The sequence below is a fragment of the Pedobacter aquae genome (assembly GCF_008195825.1).
Lineage (GTDB): Bacteria > Bacteroidota > Bacteroidia > Sphingobacteriales > Sphingobacteriaceae > Pseudopedobacter > Pseudopedobacter aquae.
Genome location: NZ_CP043329.1, coordinates 2,696,122 through 2,712,403, shown reverse-complemented (window position 1 = coordinate 2,712,403; position 16,282 = coordinate 2,696,122). Strand labels below are relative to the sequence as shown.

The 16,282-nt window shown below is 35.2% G+C and carries 16 protein-coding genes and 1 pseudogene; 14 read left to right on the top strand and 3 right to left on the bottom strand.

Going from position 1 to position 16,282, the window contains the following annotated elements:
- Positions 1-29 precede the first annotated feature (29 nt).
- The 13 genes from argG to FYC62_RS11840 all read left to right on the top strand — a co-directional run bounded on the left by argG (position 30) and on the right by FYC62_RS11840 (position 12,398).
- Complete coding sequence (gene argG / locus FYC62_RS11900) at positions 30-1,232, top strand: argininosuccinate synthase (protein ID WP_149075077.1); 1,203 nt, start codon at positions 30-32, stop codon at positions 1,230-1,232.
- On the top strand, positions 1,225-2,244 hold the full coding sequence (gene argC / locus FYC62_RS11895; RefSeq protein ID WP_149075076.1) for an N-acetyl-gamma-glutamyl-phosphate reductase: 1,020 nt from the start codon (positions 1,225-1,227) through the stop codon (positions 2,242-2,244). The genes argG and argC overlap by 8 nt, the downstream gene beginning before the upstream one ends.
- 44 nt (positions 2,245-2,288) lie before the next feature.
- Positions 2,289-2,642 (top strand): four helix bundle protein, encoded by a 354-nt coding sequence (locus FYC62_RS11890; RefSeq protein WP_039448824.1) that lies wholly within the window; start codon positions 2,289-2,291, stop codon positions 2,640-2,642.
- 42 nt (positions 2,643-2,684) lie between these two features.
- Positions 2,685-3,818 carry an aspartate aminotransferase family protein gene (locus tag FYC62_RS11885; protein ID WP_149075075.1) on the top strand — a complete coding sequence of 378 codons (1,134 nt, stop codon included), beginning with the start codon at positions 2,685-2,687 and terminating at the stop codon, positions 3,816-3,818.
- A 37-nt stretch (positions 3,819-3,855) separates the two neighbouring features.
- Complete coding sequence (locus FYC62_RS11880) at positions 3,856-4,053, top strand: hypothetical protein (RefSeq protein ID WP_026905351.1); 198 nt, start codon at positions 3,856-3,858, stop codon at positions 4,051-4,053.
- A complete protein-coding gene (locus tag FYC62_RS11875) occupies positions 4,050-4,340 on the top strand; it encodes a type II toxin-antitoxin system RelE/ParE family toxin (protein WP_149075074.1) in 291 nt (96 codons plus the stop codon). The genes FYC62_RS11880 and FYC62_RS11875 overlap by 4 nt, the downstream gene beginning before the upstream one ends.
- Before the next feature lie 18 nt (positions 4,341-4,358).
- Positions 4,359-5,312, top strand: a complete 954-nt coding sequence (locus tag FYC62_RS11870) for a Rossmann-fold NAD(P)-binding domain-containing protein (protein WP_149075073.1) — start codon at positions 4,359-4,361, stop codon at positions 5,310-5,312.
- An 80-nt stretch (positions 5,313-5,392) separates the two neighbouring features.
- Positions 5,393-6,247 (top strand): acetylglutamate kinase, encoded by an 855-nt coding sequence (gene argB / locus FYC62_RS11865; protein ID WP_149075072.1) that lies wholly within the window; start codon positions 5,393-5,395, stop codon positions 6,245-6,247.
- Positions 6,248-6,251: 4 nt separating this feature from the next.
- Positions 6,252-7,073, top strand: coding sequence for a pyrroline-5-carboxylate reductase (gene proC / locus FYC62_RS11860; protein WP_026905346.1), 822 nt, complete (start codon positions 6,252-6,254; stop codon positions 7,071-7,073).
- A 6-nt stretch (positions 7,074-7,079) separates the two neighbouring features.
- A complete protein-coding gene (locus tag FYC62_RS11855) occupies positions 7,080-8,141 on the top strand; it encodes a M20 family metallo-hydrolase (protein WP_039448830.1) in 1,062 nt (353 codons plus the stop codon).
- Positions 8,142-8,177: 36 nt separating this feature from the next.
- Positions 8,178-9,527 (top strand): Fic family protein, encoded by a 1,350-nt coding sequence (locus FYC62_RS11850; RefSeq protein WP_039448831.1) that lies wholly within the window; start codon positions 8,178-8,180, stop codon positions 9,525-9,527.
- A 79-nt stretch (positions 9,528-9,606) separates the two neighbouring features.
- On the top strand, positions 9,607-10,938 hold the full coding sequence (argH, locus tag FYC62_RS11845; RefSeq protein ID WP_149075071.1) for an argininosuccinate lyase: 1,332 nt from the start codon (positions 9,607-9,609) through the stop codon (positions 10,936-10,938).
- Positions 10,939-11,141: 203 nt separating this feature from the next.
- On the top strand, positions 11,142-12,398 hold the full coding sequence (locus FYC62_RS11840; RefSeq protein WP_149075070.1) for a pyridoxal phosphate-dependent aminotransferase: 1,257 nt from the start codon (positions 11,142-11,144) through the stop codon (positions 12,396-12,398).
- 6 nt (positions 12,399-12,404) lie between these two features.
- Here FYC62_RS11840 and FYC62_RS11835 read toward each other — a convergent pair whose 3' ends face one another.
- From FYC62_RS11835 to FYC62_RS11830, 3 genes and pseudogenes are all read right to left on the bottom strand, one after another.
- Positions 12,405-13,931: a lipopolysaccharide biosynthesis protein gene (locus tag FYC62_RS11835; protein WP_394348905.1), complete on the bottom strand. Its 1,527-nt coding sequence runs from the start codon at positions 13,929-13,931 to the stop codon at positions 12,405-12,407.
- Positions 13,932-14,032: 101 nt separating this feature from the next.
- Positions 14,033-14,192, bottom strand: a pseudogene (locus FYC62_RS18185) (DapH/DapD/GlmU-related protein); the annotation flags it as partial.
- 395 nt (positions 14,193-14,587) lie between these two features.
- Positions 14,588-15,463: a 6-hydroxymethylpterin diphosphokinase MptE-like protein gene (locus tag FYC62_RS11830; RefSeq protein ID WP_149075068.1), complete on the bottom strand. Its 876-nt coding sequence runs from the start codon at positions 15,461-15,463 to the stop codon at positions 14,588-14,590.
- Between the two features lie 65 nt (positions 15,464-15,528).
- On the opposite strand from FYC62_RS11830, the gene FYC62_RS11825 reads away from it, so the two are divergent.
- Positions 15,529-16,263 (top strand): glycosyltransferase family 2 protein, encoded by a 735-nt coding sequence (locus tag FYC62_RS11825; RefSeq protein ID WP_149075067.1) that lies wholly within the window; start codon positions 15,529-15,531, stop codon positions 16,261-16,263.
- The last annotated feature ends 19 nt before the right edge of the window (positions 16,264-16,282 follow it).

Sequence of the window (16,282 nt, the reverse complement as noted above, 5' to 3'; positions counted from 1 at the left end):
CTCATATCTCCATACTCAATACTAAAAAAATGAAGAAAAAAGTAGTTTTAGCCTTTAGCGGAGGATTAGATACCTCGTTTTGTTGCATATATCTTACTAAAGATTTGGATTTAGAAGTACACTCGGTTATTGTAAATACCGGAGGTTTTTCTGAAGAAGAATTAAAACAAATAGAAGAAAGAGCTTACAGTTTAGGGGTGGCTTCTCATCACGCTGTTGATGCAGTAAAAGGCTATTATGATTCTTGTTTAAAATATTTAGTTTTTGGTAATGTGTTAAAGAACAATACTTACCCACTTTCTGTAAGTGCAGAGCGTGTTACCCAAGCTACTGCTATTGCAAACTATGCAAAAGAAATTAATGCTGATTTTGTTGCTCATGGTAGTACAGGTGCTGGTAATGACCAAGTGCGCTTTGATATGATTTTCAATATCTTGGTTCCTAAAGTGGGTATTATTACGCCTATTAGAGATTTGAAATTGAGCCGAGAAGCAGAGATTGAATATCTACATAAACATGGCGTAGAAATTAATGCCGAAAAAGCTAAATACTCTATCAATAAAGGTATTTGGGGTACTTCTGTAGGCGGTAAAGAAACCCTAACTTCTAATGGTATGCTACCAGAAGAAGCATGGCCAACTCAAGTAACCAAAACAGAGGCAGAAAATGTTGAGCTTGAATTTGTAAAAGGGCAGTTAGTAGCTGTAAATGGCAAAAAATATAACCATCCAACAGAAGCCGTTCAAGTTTTACAGCAAATTGCTGCTCCGTTTGGCGTAGGAAGAGATATCCACGTAGGTGATACCATTATTGGGATAAAAGGAAGAGTTGGTTTTGAAGCCGCAGCACCAATGGTAATTATCAAAGCTCACCATGCTTTAGAAAAGCATACTTTAACCAAATGGCAGTTAAGCTGGAAAGACCAATTGGCCATGTTCTACGGGAATTGGATGCATGAAGGTCAGTTTCACGACCCTGTGATGAGAGATATTGAAGCTTTCTTAGAAAATACCCAGAAAACAGTCAACGGAAAAGTATTTGTACAGCTATTACCTTACAGATTCCTGATTATCGGTATCGAGTCTGAGAACGATTTAATGAGTAGCAAATTTGGCAGCTATGGCGAGATGAACGAAGGTTATACCGGAGACGATGTAAAAGGATTTTCTAAAATATTTGGTAACCAAGTAAGTATCTGGCATAAAGTAAACGAGGGTATTAAAGATGAGTAATATAAAAGTAGGTATAATTGGTGGTGCAGGATATACTGGCGGAGAGCTTTTAAGAATTTTGGTTAATCACCAAAAGGTTGATATTGCTTATGTACACAGTAATAGCAATGCTGGTAACTTAATATCAGATGTGCATACTGATTTACTTGGCGATACCGACCTGAAATTTACCGATAAGCTTTCGCAGGATATCGATGTGTTGTACTTATGCGTTGGGCATGGCGATGCTAGAAAGTTTTTAGAAGCAAATAATTTTAACGATAACATCAAAATTATTGACCTTTCTCAAGATTTCAGGCTCAATCAAAAATCAAAAATCGAAAATCGAAAATTTATTTACGGTTTACCCGAGCTTAACAAAGAAGCCATAAAAACAGCTCAGAATATTGCTAATCCAGGTTGTTTTGCAACCTGTTTACAACTGGCTTTATTGCCTTTAGCCAAAGCCGGGCTGTTAAAATCTGAAGTACACATCACTGCAACAACAGGTTCTACAGGGGCAGGGCAAAAGCCAACAACAACCTCTCATTTTAGTTGGAGGAGTAATAACCTATCGGTTTATAAAGCTTTTGAGCATCAGCATTTAAATGAAATCGGCGAAAGCCTAAAAAGCCTCACCCCAACCCTCTCCAAAGGAGAGGGAGCAAAGACAGGAGAACAAGAGGATTTAGTGTTAAACTTTATTCCTTATCGCGGTAGTTTTGCTCGTGGAATTATGGCCTCAAGCTATATGGATTGTGATTTAAGTTTAGAAGAAGCAGAGAAATTATATCAAGATTTTTATGCAGATGCACCTTTCACGCATATCAGCAAGGAAAATATAGACTTAAAGCAGGTTGTGAATACCAATAAATGCTTTATTCATCTAGAAAAACACGGCAATAAACTGATGATTTTATCCATCATAGATAACTTACTAAAAGGCGCATCAGGCCAAGCCGTACAAAATATGAATTTGATGTTTGGTTTGGATGAAAAAGAAGGATTGAGGTTGAAAGCGATTGGGTTTTAGCTAAAAGGTTTTAGGTTATAAGTTCTTGAGTTATAAGTTAGCCAATGCAGAATTACAAAGATTTAAGAGTATGGGTAAAGTCACATGAATTAACGCTTAAAATCTACAGCGTGACTAAGAACTTTCCGAAAGAAGAGATTTATTCAGTTACCAGTCAGATTAGAAGGGCTTCATCATCTATACCGGCCAATATTGCTGAGGGATGTGGAAAAAATACTAAAAACGATTTCGGTAAATATTTGAATATTGCTTTAGGATCAGCAAACGAAACAGAATACTTTCTGCTGCTTGCAAAAGACCTCGGTTATTTACCTATAGAAGATTATTTAATTTTAGAAAAAAACATCAATGAAGTGAAGGCAATGCTTATTTTATTAATTCAAAAAGTTAGAGCATAAGCTACTTACAACCTAAAAACCTAAAACTTACAACTCTAAAAAATGAAACTTTTCGACGTATACCCAATAAACAATATAGAAATCGTAAAAGGCCAGGGGAGCTTGGTTTGGGACGATAAAGGACAGGAATATTTAGACCTTTATGGTGGGCATGCTGTAATCTCTATAGGTCATACGCATCCGCATTATGTAGAGCGCTTAACACAGCAGTTAGGTAAATTGGGTTTTTACTCAAACTCTATTAAAATTCCTTTACAGGAAGAATTGGCAGATAAACTAGGGAAAATATCAGGCAGAGAAGATTATCAGCTTTTCTTGTGTAATTCTGGTGCCGAGGCTAATGAGAATGCTTTAAAATTGGCATCTTTTGCCAATGGAAGAAAAAAAATTGTGGCTTTTACAAAAGCTTTCCATGGCAGAACATCTTTAGCAGTATCGGCAACAGATAATCCTAAAATTATAGCTCCGGTAAACCAAACAGAAAATGTTGTTTTCTTGCCTCATAATGATGTTGATGCACTAAAAACCTTATTTGCTGAACAAGGAAATGAAATTTGTGCAGTTATAATAGAAGGTATTCAAGGTGTTGGCGGTATACAGGTTGCTAGTGATGAATTTTTACAAAGCATACGTTCATTATGTACACAATACGGAGCTTATTTTATTGCAGACTCTGTACAGTGTGGTTACGGCAGAAGCGGTAAATTTTATGCCTCAGATTTTGCTGGTGTAGATGCCGATATTTATACCATGGCAAAAGGTATGGGCAATGGTTTTCCTATTGGCGGTATCAGTATCAGTCCGGCGTTAAAACCTTGGCATGGTATGTTAGGTACTACTTTTGGTGGTAACCATTTGGCTTGTGCGGCAGCTTTAGCTGTGTTAGAAGTGATGGAGCAAGAGCATTTGATGGATAATGCAGCTAAAATAGGCGGCTATTTAATTCAAGAGCTTCAGAAACTAAACCACATTAAAGAAGTACGTGGCAAAGGTTTAATGATTGGTATTGATTTACCAGAAGAGCTTAACCAAGTGAAGAAAAACTTATTATTTAACCATCATATCTTCACTGGCGAAGCTAAACCTAACGTGATTAGGTTATTGCCAGCATTAAATTTAACTAGAGAACACGCTGATAGATTTTTAGAAGCATTAAGTAAGGAGTTGAAAGCTTAGGTTTTCAACTCTTTTTGATAATGGTTATATTTGTGATATGACAGTTACTTATTTAGTAGACGAGAAAGGAAATAAAACAGCTGTACAACTAAGTATGGAGGATTATCTCTCATTATTAGAAAGTGCAAATCTTTTACCCGACCACGTTAAGGAAGGAATTAAAAGAGGTCAGGAGCAGGGTAAAGCAGGACTTACAAAATCTACAGAAGAAGTAATGAGAAAATATAACGTATGAAATTTGAAATACGTTGGTCTGATGAAGCTGAAGTAACCTTTGATGCAATATATCAGTTTGTTTCTATTCAATGGAATATTAAACAAGCAGAAAAGTTAAGAGTGCAAACATTAAAAGTTTTAGAACAAATAGCTGTAAATCCTTATTTATTTAAGGAATCAGAAATTAAAAATGTTCGCAAAGCATTCATATCAAAGCATACCTCCCTATTTTATGAAACATCACAACAAACTATTTTATTAGTGTTCTTTTGGGATAACAGACAAAATCCCATGATAAATATCTAATCATAACCCTCAATAAAGATGAAACTATTCTCCTCCGTTAAAGATGTGTCTGATGTTAACCAACTGGTTTCAGAAGCTATCCAATTAAAAGCAAATCCTTTTGCTGATGAGCATTTAGGAAAGCATAAAACGCTGGGCTTAATATTCTTAAACCCTAGCTTACGTACCCGTTTAAGCACCCAAAAGGCTGCTATGAATTTAGGTATGCAGGTAATGGTGATGAATATGGATAAAGAAGGCTGGGCTTTAGAAACACAAGATGGCATTATCATGAATGGTACTACGGTAGAACATATTAGAGAAGCTGCCGGTGTGATGGGAGAATATTGTGACATCATAGGTATACGCTCTTTCCCTGGTTTAAAAGACAGAAATGAAGATTACTCGGAGCTGATATTTAACAAGTTTGTACAGTTTTGCGGTGTTCCGGTTGTGAGTTTAGAATCAGCAACTAGACATCCTTTGCAAAGTTTGGCCGATTTAATTACCATTGAGGAGCTAAAAACAACCGCTAAACCAAGAGTAGTACTAACATGGGCACCTCATGTTAAACCTTTACCACAAGCTGTTGCCAATTCTTTTGCAGAGTGGATGAATAAAGCAGATTACGATTTTGTTATTACCCACCCAGCAGGATACGATTTAGCGCCAGAATTTGTTGGAAATGCTATCGTTACCAACAATCAAGACGAAGCTTTAGCCGGGGCTGATTTTGTTTATGTAAAAAATTGGTCTTCTTATCAGGATTATGGTAAAATACTTTCTGATGGTGAAGGTTGGATGATGACTAATGAGAAATTAAAACTCACCAACAACGCTGGCGTAATGCATTGCTTACCTGTAAGAAGAGGTTTAGAGCTTTCTCACGAAATACTAGACGGACCAAATTCTTTAGTGCTTAATCAAGCAAATAATAGGGTTTGGGCTGCACAGGCGGTATTAAAAATGTGCCTCACCCAAACCCTCTCCTAAGGAGTTCCTTTGGAACGAAGGAGAGGGCTTACCTAAATAGCGTAAATAAAATGTCTGATTTTTTAAGTTTTTAAATAAATATGGGTAAAAATAATCCACAAGATAAGCTAGATCATGGCTCCCTCTCCTTCGGAGAGGGCCGGGGTGAGGCTCTATACATCATTAAAATAGGCGGTAATGTTATTGATAACCCTATACAACTTGCACAATTTTTAAAAGATTTTGCGGGCTTATCAGGAGCTAAAATCTTAATTCATGGTGGCGGGAAGATAGCAACGCAAACAGCTGCAAAACTAGGTGTACAAACGCAGATGGTAAATGGCAGAAGAATTACTGATGCCGCTATGTTAGACGTAGTAACCATGGTGTATGGTGGTTTAGTGAATAAAAATATTGTTGCCCAGTTACAAGCCAACCAAGTTAACGCTATTGGGATGACAGGTGCCGATGCAAACGCTATAAAAGCCGTAAAACGCCCCGTTAAAGATGTTGATTTTGGCTTTGTAGGAGATTTATTGCCTGATGCTGTGAATGCCAATATCATCAAAACCTTGTTAGAAGCAGGTTTAGTGCCTGTTTTTAATGCGCTTACGCATGATGGAAATGGTCAATTATTTAACACCAATGCAGATACTATTGCTTCGGCTTTAGCGCTAGGCTTATCATCTTTATATGAAACAAAATTGATTTATTGTTTTGAGAAAAATGGCGTGATGCGAGATATCAATGACGATAATTCTGTTATTCAAGAAATAAATCCATCTTATTTTGAAGAGCTAAAAGCCGATGGAATTATTGCTGATGGTATGTTACCCAAGCTACAAAATGCTTTTGATGCCATTCAAAATGGGGTGAAAGAAGTTTATATCGGTCATGCTGCTAAATTAGCTGCTTTACAAAAAGAAAGTATATTTGGAACAAGATTAACAAAATAAGCCCATGGACTTTAAAAAATCAAATCAAATAGCCATTCTTGGAAGTGGTAATATCGGTTTATCTCTGGCTAAAGGTTTAGCACAATCTGGTTTATATCCGGCATCTAGCATCACTTTAACCAGAAGAAATATTGAGGCTTTAGATGAGTATAAATTTCAAGGCTTTCAGGTTAGTGCAGATAACGTTTCAGCATCTGCGCAAGCTGATATTATTGTGTTAGCGGTTTTGCCTCAACAATTAAATCAGGTATTAGACCAAATTGCTGGGCAAATAGATGTAAGTAAGCATTTAATCATTTCTGTGATATCTGGAGTTTCTTGCGAGGATATCAGAAACAGATTGAAAAAAGATGTGCAAGTAGTAAGGGTAATGCCTAATACGGCTATCGCTATTAAGCAATCTATGACTTGTATTTCGGTAGGCAATGCATCTCAGGAGAATATAGAATTGGTAAAAAACATCTTCAATACAGTGGGTATTTGTGTGGTGATTAACGAAGAGCTTATGACATCAGCTACAGCTTTATGTGCTTGCGGAATTGCGTTTTTCTTACGTTCTATCAGAGCGGCTTCACAAGGTGGTGTTGAGGTTGGTTTTCATGCTGGTGAAGCTTTAAAAATGGCAGCACAAACGGCTAAGGGAGCGGCAGATTTGCTTTTACAGTTAGCATCGCATCCAGAGCATGAGATTGATAAGGTAACATCGCCGAAAGGCTGTACCATTGCCGGTTTAAATGAGATGGAGCATAACGGCTTTAGCTCGGCCATGATTAAAGGAATAAAATTATCAGCACAAAAAGCTGGCGAATTGTACGATAAAGATTAATTATTGATGGATTTAGACATTTTGTTTCAAGATGCTTTAGCATTATTACAAAGGTTAATTGCTATTCCCTCGTTAAGTAAAGAAGAGGCTAAAACAGCCGATGAAATAGCTGTTTTTTTACAGCAGCGAGGTATTAACATCCATCGTAAAGGAAATAATATTTGGGCTTATAACCAGCATTTTGATGCAAAAAAGCCAACGATATTGCTTAACTCTCATCACGATACGGTAAAGCCTAATCAAGGTTATACCCGCGACCCATTTCTACCAGAAATAATTGATGGAAAGCTTTACGGTTTAGGAAGTAATGATGCTGGAGGCGCTTTGGTATCTTTAATAGCTACTTTCTTATACTTTTATCCGGAAGAAAATTTAAAATATAATATCCTTATTGCAGCTACGGCCGAAGAAGAAATTTCTGGTAAAGAAGGTTTAGAGCGCATTGTGCCAGATTTAGGCAAACTAGAATTTGCTATTGTAGGAGAGCCTACAGAAATGCATTTGGCAGTGGCCGAGAAAGGTTTACTTGTGTTAGATTGTGTGACTAAAGGAAAATCTGGTCACGCCGCAAGAAATGAAGGAGAAAATGCTATCTATAATGCACTAAAAGATATTGCTTGGTTTAGAGATTATCAGTTTACAAAAGTATCGCCAACTTTAGGCCCTATCAAAACAACTGTAACCATTATTAATGCAGGTTCGCAACATAATGTGGTGCCAGACGAGTGTAAGTTTACAGTGGATGTTAGGGTAACAGATGCTTACACCAATGAGGAAGTTTTAAAAATCATCAGGCAGTTTGTAGATTGTGAAGTTATTCCTCGTTCAACACGGTTAAAGCCATCTTCTATCCCAATAGATCATCCTATTGTACAAGCAGGTATGGCTTTAGGTAGAAAAACTTATGGTTCGCCAACAACATCAGACCAAGCTTTATTAAATATCCCATCTTTAAAATGTGGTCCGGGAGATTCTGCCCGCTCACATACCGCAGATGAATTTATTTATGTGGATGAAATTGAAGAAGGCATAAAGCTATATGTGAAGATGATAAGTGAGATTATTTAAGAGGTACGATTTACGATTTTAGACTTATATTAGACTATGTCAAGAACAATAGAAATTATAGATCAGTTGTGGACAAGACTTGAGGCTTTAAAACCCATAAAGCCTGAGTATAAGACTAAACTAGATAAAAAGTTCAGACTTGAGTTTAATTTTAATTCTAATCATTTAGAGGGGAACACTTTAACATACGGAGAGACAGAGCTTCTACTTATTTTTGATGATACAAAAGGAAATCATACTTTAAGAGAGTATGAAGAAATGAAAGCTCACGATGTTGCTTATCTACTTGTAGAAGAATGGGCGCAGGATAAGGAGAGCCCATTGATTGAACAAAAAATAAAAAATTTAAATGAGATTATACTTGTTAGACCTTTTTGGAAAGAAGCTATAACTCCTGATGGTCAGAATACAAGAAGACTCATTAATATTGGTAATTATAAGAATCATCCTAATTCTGTAAGGTTAGCAAATGGTGAAATTTTTCACTACACTTCTCCAACAGATACTCCTTTTGAAATGCAGGATCTTATAAAATGGTATGCTGAAGGAGAAGATAATCTGCATCCTGTTAAACTTGCTGCCATGTTACATTATAAGTTTGTTAGGATTCATCCTTTTGATGATGGTAATGGTAGAGTATCTAGATTATTAATGAATTATGTGCTTTTGAAGCATAATTATCCTCCTATTATTATTAAATCAGCCGATAAGCAAAATTATCTGAGAGCTCTGCATTTAGCAGATGTGGGAGATTATGAACCTTTTATAGAATATATCTCACAACAAGTAAAATGGTCTTTAGAGATTTCTATAAAAGCAGCAAAGGGAGAAACTATTGATGAGCAAGGCGATTTAGAAAAGAAAATATCAGTTTTAAAGAAAAAGTTAAAGCAAGATAAAGAGGTTAAGCTTAAATTTGACAATAGTGTTCTTGAAAAATTGGTAAAGAAGCATATTTTTCCTCTTGCCTATGAATGGGAAAAAGGTTTAAAAAAATTTGATCAGTTTTTTTTCTCTAGAGAAGTAGCTTTAAATACTGAATTTGGAAGGGTGAGTGGAATGGAAATAAACGAAAAGCTCACAAATAACTTTCTGAATAAACTTCTTCTTTTAATAAATAACAATCAAAAAATAATTAGAATCAGGTTTTCATCGAGTTATAGAAAATTAAAAAGTGTTAAAGATAGTGGTAGTTTCAATGGTGGGTTTATTGAAATACAATTTCATCAAAATGCGTATGAGATTTCTTATTCTGGTTCTAAAACAACAATAAGTAAACTTTATGATGAAGAGTTAACCAAAGAGGAAATGGAATCAATCACTAATTCTATAGGTAATTGGTTTTATACACAAATAGAAAATGCTATAGAGCTTTACAATAAATAATATCAATTTGTATTGAATTTGATTAAATGATGATTTAAAAATCTCAATACTCAATACTCAATACTCAATACTCCAAAAAATGAAATTGTGGCAAAAAAATACATCAACAAATAATCTGGTAGAAACTTTTACGGTTGGACAGGATAGAGAAATGGATCTTTATCTGGCTGCTTTTGATGTTTTAGGTTCTTTAGCACATACCCAAATGCTTGAAAGTATTGGCTTAATGACTAAAGAAGATTTGGATAAAGTACAACATGAGTTAAAAAATATTTACCGGGAAATTGCCGATGGAAATTTCACTATAGAAGATGGTGTAGAAGACGTACACTCGCAGGTAGAAATGCTTTTAACCCAAAGAGTGGGCGAGGCAGGAAAGAAAATCCATAGCGGACGTTCTAGAAACGATCAAGTTTTGGTTGATTTAAAGCTGTTTTTCCGTAGCCAAATTCAGGAAATGGTGCTTTCTACAAAAGAGCTGTTTGATTTATTAACCCAGCTTGCCGAGCAACACCAAGATAAATTATTACCAGGTTATACACATCTTCAAATTGCCATGCCATCGTCTTTTGGTTTGTGGTTTGGAGCTTATGCGGAAAGCCTGATAGACGATTTAGAGTTGATGTTAGCAGCCTTTAAAATCAGTAATAAAAACCCTTTGGGTTCTGCTGCTGGTTATGGCTCATCTTTCCCTTTAAACCGTACTTTAACTACGCAATTATTGGGTTTTGATACACTAAATTATAACGTGGTTTATGCGCAAATGGGACGTGGTAAAAGTGAAAGAGTGGTTGCACAGGCTATGTCTTCTATCGCGGCAACGCTAAACCGTATGGCTATGGATGCTTGCTTATTTATGAACCAGAATTTTGGTTTTATCAGTTTCCCTGATGAATTAACAACAGGCTCTAGCATTATGCCTCATAAGAAAAATCCAGATGTTTGGGAGCTGATAAGAGGTCGTACAAACCAATTACAAGCTTTGCCAAATCAAATCATGATGTTAACTACCAATTTACCATCAGGTTATCATAGAGATATGCAATTGCTGAAAGAAACGCTTTTCCCGGCTTTTAATAGCTTGATGAGCTGTTTGGATATGGCAAAACTGATGCTGAAAAATATCAAGATTAAGGATAATATCTTGGCAGATGATAAATATGCTTACTTATTTAGCGTTGAGGTAGTAAACAATTTGGTTTTGGCTGGCATGCCATTTAGAGAAGCTTATAAAAAAGTAGGTTTAGATATCGAAGCAGGAAATTTTGAGACCGATAGAAAAGTTAATCATACCCACGAAGGCAGTATAGGAAACTTAAATTTACCAGAAGTTAAAGCCATGATGCAGAATTTGCAAGCACAATTTAAGTTCGATAAAATAGAAATGGCGATTGATAAATTAGTGAAGTAAAGGTGCGATTAAATCGCAAAACCATATTAAGCACTCGTTACAAACGAGCGCAAGAAAATAAAACCGAGTGTAAGGAAAAATCAAAAATCGTCAATCGTAATTCAAAATAAAGCTGCGATAGAATCGCAAAACCATATTTAGCACTTTTTAGAAACGAGCGCAAGGAAAAATCAAAAATCGTCAATCGTAATTCCAAAATAACAATGAAAGTATCAGTATTAGCAGAAACCTTAATTGGGTCAGAGATTATAAAAATAGCAGGCGAAGTAAACCAAATGAAGGCCAAAGGAGCACAAATAGCTAATTTGACTATCGGTGATTTTGATGCTCAATTATATCCTATTCCTGCTGAGCTACAAAGTAATATTGTTGACGCTTACGCTGATTTTCAGACGAATTACCCACCTGCAGATGGTGTTTTAACTTTAAGAGAAAGCGTTTCTGATTTCTTGAAAAGCAGAATGGGTTTAGATTACGCGGCAAAAAATGAAATTCTGATTTCTGGAGGCTCTCGTCCGCTTATTTATGCCACTTATTTAGCTTTGATTGATGCCGGAGATAAAGTAGTTTTTCCTGCTCCATCATGGAATAATAACCATTACGTTCATTTATTAGGCGCTCATGGAATTAGTGTAGCTACCCAGCCTGAGAATAATTTCATGCCTACTGCTGCCGAGTTAAAACCACATCTAAAAGGCGCTAGTTTATTGGCTTTATGTTCCCCGTTAAACCCAACGGGTACTATGTTTTCTGAACAAGGGCTTAGAGAGATTTGCGAATTGGTAATTGCAGAAAATAAAAGCAGAACCGCAGGAGAGAAACCGCTCTACATCCTTTACGATCAAATATATGCTCAACTAACATTTGGCGAACATCAACATGTAGACCCTGTAACTTTATTTCCAGAATTAAGAGATTATACCGTTTTTATTGATGGTAGCTCAAAATGTTTTGCAGCAACAGGTGTAAGAGTAGGCTGGGGCTTTGGTCCGGCAGAAATTATCGATAAAATGAAGGCTATTGTTGGTCACATGGGTGCTTGGGCTCCAAAGGCAGAGCAAGTAGCTATGGCCAAGTATTTAAAAGATACTTTAGCTGTTGATACTTATTTAGGAGATTTTAAAACCCGCATACAAAATAGTTTAGATACACTCTATAAAGGTATTAACGCCTTAAAAAACGAAGGTTTTGCAGTAGATGCTATTGAACCTATGGGCGCTATCTACCTTACCTTAAAAATTGATTATTTAGGCAAAAGCACACCAGAAGGCGAGGTCTTAAAATCATCTATAGATTTAAATTTCTATTTAATAAAAGAAGCTAATATTGCTTTAGTACCTTTTTCTGCTTTTGGTACCAATGATATGTGTTGGTATAGAGCATCTGTTGGCGCTTGTTCTGCCGATGAAATTGCAGCTAAAATTCCGCAATTAAAAGAAGCATTGGCTAAGTTGAAATAAGCCGTTTTAGCTTAATAATTTGGTTTTATATTTATCAATGATGGTATTCATTTCTGGAGCTAGTTTAAGCACATAAATGCTGCTTACATATACTAGAGTGATGATACCCGAGCGTAAGATAATATCCCAAACAAAGAAAGATTGTTTTGGTAAATAACCAATAATGAAGAGGGTAAACAAGCCTATCATCAGTATAAAAAGGTTATTTAAGCCCATAGGTTGCATCTTAAACTTAATAACCAAGAAAAGGTATCTAAAGAAATTAAATAACAACGTAGCCAAAGCTGTTGCCATAGCAGAGCCGGTTATCCCCCAAATAGGGATAAAAATATAATTGGTAGCTATCGTGATGAATATAAGTGCTAAAAAGAAATAAGTATCGTACTTATAATATTTAGAGGTGGCAATGATAACACCGTTAAAGCCGGTTGCCATTTCTATTAAGCCAGAAAGGCTGATGAATAAAATCACATATTTACCGGCCTCGTATTCTTTAGGAATCATCTCAAATACGTTATCAATATTGGCCCAAATGCCAATAAATATCAGCATAGCAATTAAAAGCTGATTGATACAACTTTTCTTGTACACAGATTTTATCCCATCAATATCATGAACCTTCCATTTCTCTGCTATGATGATGCCCCCAATTCTGTACATGATACGTGAAGGCATCAATACAACAGTGCCAAAAAATGCTGTGATACTGTATATTCCTGTTAAGGAAGTATTAATCATCTCATTAATCATGATTTTATCAATGTATTGGATAATCATAGTGGTGAAACCCGTAAGCACAGCAAATAAGCTCACACTACTCAGCATCTTAACCATTTCCGGATTTAAAAATGCAAAATCAGGTTTGAGGTTAAAAACTTTTTTCCTGTACAGTTTGATAAATATCCATACAGTTGGGATGAGATTTGCCAATACCCAAATCCATAGAAATAATGGAAAAGGTAAGGTAAAATAAAGCATCAAACCCATAGCTATGGCTACGGTAAGTTTTTGTACAAATTCTTTTAGTGTTGAGCCCGTAACGGCATCTAATAAAGCCGTTCTGTTAAAAGTATCTAAGGCATTAAATAAAACCGTACCTAAAGTAAGTGCCAGTATAACAGGCGTATAATCTTGAAAAAGCGTAGTGAAATTACTTTCCACAGGTAATACAGATTTACCTAAGTAAAAAAGTAAGGTGAAAAGTAAAAGTCCAACAAAAGGTATTGCTAGTAATAAAAACATAAAACCGTTGTGGTTTTTTGTTTCGTCTCTAAAATAGGGGAAGCATCTGATACTGGCATTGAAAAAGCCTAAAGAACCCAGTTGGGCCAAAATCATGGTGAAAGACAGAATTAAATCTAAAATTCCATTTTCTTCAGGCCCCAATCCGTGAGAACGTAAAACAGTAACACTAAAAAAGCCAATGATGATTCCTAAGTAAGAATAAATGCTTCCTTTAATGGTTTGCGAGCCAATAGTGCCTGTTTTATAAGATTCCTTTCTATCCAAGCTATTAACGATTAAATTTTTCATCAGTAAATCCACATCAAGAAATAAATCTTTATGTTCTTTTAGCCAATCTAAATTTTGCTCCCACCATTTAAATTTCTGTAGAAAGGTTATTTGCTCTTGAGCAAATCTATATTTTATGAATTTTGCCGGTACACCACCAACCACACTATAAGGTTCAACGTCTTTGGTAACTACAGAGCCAGAAGCTATAATTGCCCCATTTCCTATTTTAACACCCGATTTAATAATGACTTGTGCACCTATCCAAACATCGTTTTCTATAATCGTTTCTTGATATTCTTGAAAAAGTTCTTTTTCTACCAGTGTTAAACCAGATGCTTGACCAATGATCGAATAAAATAAAGGATGACTAGATACATATTGAGAACTTGGATGCGCACCTAAGCCTATACTTACATGAGGGCCAATACAACAAAATTTGCCAATTTTAGCATGTTGTACTAAAGTATTACGAGCTACATAACTAAAGCTATCTATAGTACTATTTCTAAGTCTTGTATATTTGTAAATGGTATTGTAAGAACCAAAAGTACAACTACTAAGCTCTACCATATATTCTATTTTAAGATGCTTACCTCTATTTTTAAAAAGGTAAACAGCTTTAGTAAAAAGCCATCTTAGCCAAAGCGATATTGGGTTTAATAACAATGTTTCCATTATGATATTTTTTTTCTTTCAAATGCGTCTATAAAAGAAACATGGCTAGCATTGTAAATATTTGTATTGCAGTATTTTGCGTATTTTTTGATATGTTCGTAACCTCTAAAAACTTTTGTCCAATTTTCAAAAATCTCTGATACTTTAAAGGTTTCTTGCGTGTTCAAACCTTTGTAAAATGGTTTATAAGAAACTTGTTCACCCTCGCTATAAAAATGAACATTTTTTAAGCAAAGTATATTTTCATCATTAACAATTAAGTTTTCATGCCAGGTATGGTCTGCTCCAATAACATAAACCTCTTTATATCTTAAGTTGATAGATAGAAATAAGGAGGCTACTAAAACATTTTGGCTTTGTGGCATAGCCAATTGTTGTTTAAATAAGCTAAAGGCAATAGCATTAAAACCTTTAAAAATAGTATAGTTGTAGTAAACTACTTTTATATGTTCTGAATTTAGAGCTCGTACAAAAGCCGATTTTCTCGCTCTATAGGGAAAAAACAGGGTTATGTGCCAATTTGTTTTTTCTTTTACAGCAGCAAAAACTTTTTGTGGCAAAGGTAATTCTGTTTTCCATAACGCAGGGTCATGCATGACATAGTATGCTGGCTTTAGCTGTTCATATTCTGGTGTTAGGGCAAAAAGGTTTACACAAACCAATGAATACTTAGCTAAATAGTCTTGATATTCTTTTAATGAATTTGAAAGTGATGGACCGTTACCTAAAATAATACAGCTATCATGAGGAGTTGTTTTGTGTATTTTTTGGTTGAAACCAGAAATAAGAAAAACCTTACAAAAAGAAAAAATTGTATTTATCAGATTGGAGAAAAACCAATTAAAGGATTTATATATATTTTCTAATTGTTGCATGAAGCACAAATTTAAAAATATTTAATTAGCTTTCGCTGCTAATAAAAAAGCCCTTAAAATTGCTTATGCAAAAAGAAAAGCCTCTTTTATCTGTTATTACCATAGTTTATAATGATGCAAAGCATATAGAAAGAACTATGCTTTCTGTTTTAAACCAAACTTATAAGCCCATACAATATATTATTATTGATGGCGCTTCTACAGACGGAACGGTTGATGTGATTAAAAAATATCAAGATAACTTGTTTTATTTTAATTCTGAACCAGATAAAGGTATTTACGATGCTATGAATAAAGGTTTGGCTGTTGCCACTGGAGATTATGTTCTTTTTATGAACTCTGGCGACGAGATATATGCTTTAGATACTGTAGAAAAAGTTTTCGCTTGCGCTGATGGTGCTGATATCTATTACGGAGAAACACTGCGTATTAATGAGAAGTTAGAAAGTTTAGGCCCTCGGAAACATCTTATACCAGAGCAATTCTCTTGGAAAAGTTTTAAGTATGGGATGAATGTAGGCCATCAAGCTATTTATGTGAAAAGAGCATTAGCTCAACCTTATGATTTGCAATATCGCTTAAGCGGAGATATAGATTGGATTCTGAAAATTGCGAAAAAAGCCAAACATATTGTAAACACCCAAATGTATGTGGCTAAGTTTTTAGAAGGCGGGGCCTCTAAACAAAGGCATAGAGAAAGTTTAAAAGAACGTTACCTGATTCTTCAAAAATATTATGGTTTTTGGCCTAATATTTTTAATCACTTCATCATTACGATGAAATCAATACTGAAAAAATAGTTTAAAAAAAACGTCTAGA

Excerpts from the sequence above, each read along its gene's own strand:
- argG (WP_149075077.1), top strand. The coding sequence starts at position 30 with ATGAAGAAAAAAGTAGTTTTAGCCTTTAGCGGAGGATTAGATACCTCG.
- argC (WP_149075076.1), top strand. The coding sequence starts at position 1,225 with ATGAGTAATATAAAAGTAGGTATAATTGGTGGTGCAGGATATACTGGC.
- FYC62_RS11890 (WP_039448824.1), top strand. The coding sequence starts at position 2,289 with ATGCAGAATTACAAAGATTTAAGAGTATGGGTAAAGTCACATGAATTA.
- FYC62_RS11885 (WP_149075075.1), top strand. The coding sequence starts at position 2,685 with ATGAAACTTTTCGACGTATACCCAATAAACAATATAGAAATCGTAAAA.
- FYC62_RS11880 (WP_026905351.1), top strand. The coding sequence starts at position 3,856 with ATGACAGTTACTTATTTAGTAGACGAGAAAGGAAATAAAACAGCTGTA.
- FYC62_RS11875 (WP_149075074.1), top strand. The coding sequence starts at position 4,050 with ATGAAATTTGAAATACGTTGGTCTGATGAAGCTGAAGTAACCTTTGAT.
- FYC62_RS11870 (WP_149075073.1), top strand. The coding sequence starts at position 4,359 with ATGAAACTATTCTCCTCCGTTAAAGATGTGTCTGATGTTAACCAACTG.
- argB (WP_149075072.1), top strand. The coding sequence starts at position 5,393 with ATGGGTAAAAATAATCCACAAGATAAGCTAGATCATGGCTCCCTCTCC.
- proC (WP_026905346.1), top strand. The coding sequence starts at position 6,252 with ATGGACTTTAAAAAATCAAATCAAATAGCCATTCTTGGAAGTGGTAAT.
- FYC62_RS11855 (WP_039448830.1), top strand. The coding sequence starts at position 7,080 with ATGGATTTAGACATTTTGTTTCAAGATGCTTTAGCATTATTACAAAGG.
- FYC62_RS11850 (WP_039448831.1), top strand. The coding sequence starts at position 8,178 with ATGTCAAGAACAATAGAAATTATAGATCAGTTGTGGACAAGACTTGAG.
- argH (WP_149075071.1), top strand. The coding sequence starts at position 9,607 with ATGAAATTGTGGCAAAAAAATACATCAACAAATAATCTGGTAGAAACT.
- FYC62_RS11840 (WP_149075070.1), top strand. The coding sequence starts at position 11,142 with ATGAAAGTATCAGTATTAGCAGAAACCTTAATTGGGTCAGAGATTATA.
- FYC62_RS11835 (WP_394348905.1), bottom strand. The coding sequence starts at position 13,931 with ATGAAAAATTTAATCGTTAATAGCTTGGATAGAAAGGAATCTTATAAA.
- FYC62_RS11830 (WP_149075068.1), bottom strand. The coding sequence starts at position 15,463 with ATGCAACAATTAGAAAATATATATAAATCCTTTAATTGGTTTTTCTCC.
- FYC62_RS11825 (WP_149075067.1), top strand. The coding sequence starts at position 15,529 with ATGCAAAAAGAAAAGCCTCTTTTATCTGTTATTACCATAGTTTATAAT.